General features: G+C 50.6%; 2 protein-coding genes, 5 tRNA genes and 1 riboswitch. All 7 genes read right to left on the minus strand.

Annotated features, from left to right (window positions below; genetic code table 11):
- Nucleotides 1-146: 146 nt before the first annotated feature.
- The 7 genes from ACI4WN_RS00840 to ACI4WN_RS00870 all read right to left on the minus strand — a co-directional run bounded on the left by ACI4WN_RS00840 (nt 147) and on the right by ACI4WN_RS00870 (nt 3548).
- On the minus strand, nt 147-1595 hold the full coding sequence (locus tag ACI4WN_RS00840) for an MDR family MFS transporter (RefSeq protein ID WP_439776561.1): 1449 nt from the start codon (nt 1593-1595) through the stop codon (nt 147-149).
- Between the two features lie 54 nt (nt 1596-1649).
- Complete coding sequence (gene metK, locus ACI4WN_RS00845; RefSeq protein ID WP_439776562.1) at nt 1650-2846, minus strand: methionine adenosyltransferase; 1197 nt, start codon at nt 2844-2846, stop codon at nt 1650-1652.
- Nucleotides 2844-2931: riboswitch (SMK box riboswitch) on the minus strand. It overlaps the preceding gene by 3 nt.
- A gap of 81 nt (nt 2932-3012) precedes the next feature.
- Nucleotides 3013-3085 (minus strand) — tRNA-Val (locus ACI4WN_RS00850).
- A gap of 2 nt (nt 3086-3087) precedes the next feature.
- A tRNA-Glu gene (locus ACI4WN_RS00855) sits at nt 3088-3159 on the minus strand.
- 130 nt (nt 3160-3289) lie between these two features.
- Nucleotides 3290-3363 (minus strand) — tRNA-Met (locus tag ACI4WN_RS00860).
- A 34-nt stretch (nt 3364-3397) separates the two neighbouring features.
- Nucleotides 3398-3471 (minus strand) — tRNA-Pro (locus tag ACI4WN_RS00865).
- Between the two features lie 4 nt (nt 3472-3475).
- Nucleotides 3476-3548, minus strand: a tRNA-Asn gene (locus ACI4WN_RS00870).
- Nucleotides 3549-3610 lie beyond the last annotated feature (62 nt).

The following is a 3610-nucleotide window of genomic DNA, read 5'->3' on the forward strand; positions in this document are numbered from 1 at the left end:
TTTTTCTGAATATTATCACCGGTTCAATTTTTATAATACGAGTTGAGTAAACTTTTTTCTAATTATTAAAAAAGGCGATCTAGATGAGTCAAAATTGCACCTTATCACCATCTTGCTTTGGTAACTAAAAAAGATTGACCACAAGGTCAATCTTTTTTCTCTTTGTACATATGGTTGGCGACCAGCGACAAGACCAGTACTACCAGCGACACCAGGTAGATCCCCCGCATGGCTGAGTGCAAGATCGTCCGAAGCGGCGCCAGCACCTCATGAGGCAAGCTCTTGGCCTTCAGCGGCGAAACGATCTTGTTCATCATCGCGTTCGTCAAGTTCGGGTGCTTGGCTAGGCCCGCAGCCACCACCTGGTTAAAGGTCAGCCCGTAGACCACCATCAGCATGGTCTGGCCCAGGTACTTCATCAAGGTGTTAAAAGACGTTGCCATCCCCACTTGGCTGTCGTCGACCACCATTTGGGCGCGAACCTGGCTGGCCGTTGCCACGCTCCCAAAGCCGATCCCGTTGAAAAAGGCGATCAGGCAAAAGACCCAAAATGGCGAGTAGGCCGGCATTAAAACAAAGGCCAGGTCGGCGACGATCAAAACGATGATGGAGGCGTCAAAGAACTTCTGCGTCCCCCACCGGCCCATTAGGTCCCCGGCTAAAAAGGAGCCCGCGGTCCACATGATCGAGCTTGGCGTAATCGCGAAGCCGGCTAGCGAAGCGCTAACCCCATCGATCCCTTGCAGCCAGGTCGGGATGTAGAATTCAAAGCCGATCACGACGCCGGACACCAAGAGTTGCAAGAGGTTCACTGCCAAAAATTCCCGATTTTTCAAAACGGAAAAAGGAATAATTGGGTCTTCAGCCGTTTTTTCCGTCTTGATAAAGACCAAGAGGCTGACAGCGGCGACTGCCAAAAAGACCAGTAAGGTCCAGTTCAAACCTTTTTCCGCCTCTTGCAAGAGCAGCATAAGTGCTAGCAAGAAAACGACCAAGCTAATGCTGCCTTTTAAGTCCATGGCCAGATTATTTTTAGCAAAATCTTCATGCAGGTAAGCAGCGACCAAGAAGAAGGCGATTAAGCCAATTGGCACATTGATCATGAAGACCCAGTGCCAAGACAATTGCTGCACGATAAAACCGCCAAGAAGGGGCGCAATGACCGAGGCCATGCCCCAAAAAGCCGAGGTCAGCCCCAGCATCTTGGCCCGCTTGTCGATGGGGTACATGTCGGCTAAAACCGTGACGCCTGCCGTCTGAATCGCCCCAGAACCCAGGCCTTGCAGCATTCTAAAGATGATCAATTGCACCATCGACTGCGACAGGCCGCACAGAGCCGAGCCCACGACAAAGAGTCCAATGCCAAATAAAAAAACTGGCCTTCGTCCAATACTATCAGCCAGTTTCCCATAAATTGGCGTTGAGACTGCTGTCATCAGCAAGAAGATTGATACGACCCAGCTCATGATGGCTAAGCCATCCAGATCCGCAATGATGGTCGGCATCGCAGTCGATACGATGGTCCCTTCAATGGCGGACATAAAGGTCGTAATAAAAACGGCAAGCGTGACCATTTTCACGTTTGTTTTCTTCATTTTTATCTCCAACTAATTTATGTTACGTTATGTCTATTTATTCAATTGTAAAAATTATTTGTGCTTTGCCACAAAATCCTGCAGCTGCTCAACCCGGTCGGTCTTTTCCCAAGGCAAGTCCACGTCGGTTCTGCCAAAGTGGCCGTAAGCAGCGGTTTGCCGGTAGATTGGCCGGCGCAAGTCCAGCATCTTGATGATGCCGGCTGGCCGCAGGTCAAAGGTGGCCCGAACGGCTTCAGTTAACAGTTGGTCGCTGACCTTGCCGGTCCCAGCCGTATCAATCATGACGGAGACTGGGTGAGCCACGCCGATGGCGTAAGCCAGCTGAACTTCACACCGGCTTGCCAGGCCAGAAGCGACGATATTTTTAGCCACATAGCGGGCAGCATAAGAAGCACTGCGGTCAACCTTGGTGGCATCCTTGCCACTAAAGGCCCCGCCGCCGTGACGGGCATAACCACCGTAGGTATCAACGATAATCTTGCGACCAGTTAAACCAGCATCGCCCTTAGGACCCCCAATGACAAAGCGGCCAGATGGGTTGATCAGGTATTTGGTATCATCGTCCAAGTACTTAGCTGGAATCACTTCTTTAATTACATCGTGAACCATCGCTACGCGGATTTCTTCGTTGGTCACCTCTTCGCTGGTTTGGGTGGAGATAACCACCGTGTCGACCCGCTTAGGCTTGCCATCGTCGCCGTATTCAACGGTAACTTGGGCTTTAGCGTCTGGCCGCAGCCACGGGAAGGTGCCGTCCTTACGCAGGCTGGCTACCTTGTGCATCAGCTTGTGTGCCAAAGAAATTGGCAAAGGCATCAGTTCTGGCGTTTCGTCAATGGCGAAGCCAAACATCAGCCCCTGGTCGCCGGCCCCGATTTGGTCCAACTCATCGCTGTCATCTTGGTTGCGGACTTCCAAGGCTTCGTTAACCCCGCCGGCGATGTCTGGCGACTGCTTGTCAAGTGCGACCAAGACAGCGCAGTTGTCGGCGTCAAAGCCTAAGGCTGGATCGTCATAGCCGATCTCGCGAATGGTTTGCCGGACGACCTTTTGATAGTCGACTTGGGCCGTGGTTGAGATTTCGCCAAAAAGCAAAACCAAACCCGTCGTAACTGAAGTTTCACAGGCCACGTGGGCGTGCGGATCTTGAGCTAAAACGGCGTCTAAGATGGCATCTGAGATTTGGTCAGCGACCTTGTCTGGGTGGCCTTCTGAAACTGATTCTGACGTAAATAAATGTTTTTCCATGTGTGTCCCCCTATAGACTAGCTACACGGTTACAAGGCATCTTCACTTGGTAGTGAATCCTATCAGGACAAGACTTGTAACAATAAAATTAAAATAATAAAAATAATTCTTCCATGTTCAGACTTATAAAAAAAGGATTACCCTACGGGCAATCCTCTCTGAACAATGGAGGATATAGGGCTCGAACCTATGACCTCCTGCTTGTAAGGCAGATGCTCTCCCAGCTGAGCTAATCCTCCAATGACCCGTACGAGATTTGAACTCATGTTACCGCCGTGAAAGGGCGGTGTCTTAACCACTTGACCAACGGGCCATTCGTCAACTCTTTCTAGTATACAGACTTTTTCACGCTTTGCAAGGGCAAATCAAATAAAAGCCTTTTCACTAACAGAGACGAGAGAAAATGGACAAAAGAAAAACCACGACCGAAGTCGTGGTTAGTATAGCGGCGGGGGGGATCGAACCCTCGACCTCCCGGGTATGAACCGGACGCTCTAGCCAGCTGAGCTACACCGCCATGTTGCATTAACATGGATATATTAACATGCAAATCGGGAAGACAGGATTTGAACCTGCGACCCCCTGGTCCCAAACCAGGTGCTCTACCAAACTGAGCCACTTCCCGGATACTCCGCCTGTCAGACTCGAACTGACGACATCCTGATTAACAGTCAAGCGCTCTACCAACTGAGCTAAGGCGGAATGTTAAGCGCGGCAGCTTCCTATCCTCGCAGGCAGTTTCCCACCAACTACTTTCGGCGTGA

It is taken from the genome of Lactobacillus sp. (assembly GCF_051893255.1).
Taxonomy (GTDB): Bacteria; Bacillota; Bacilli; order Lactobacillales; family Lactobacillaceae; genus Lactobacillus.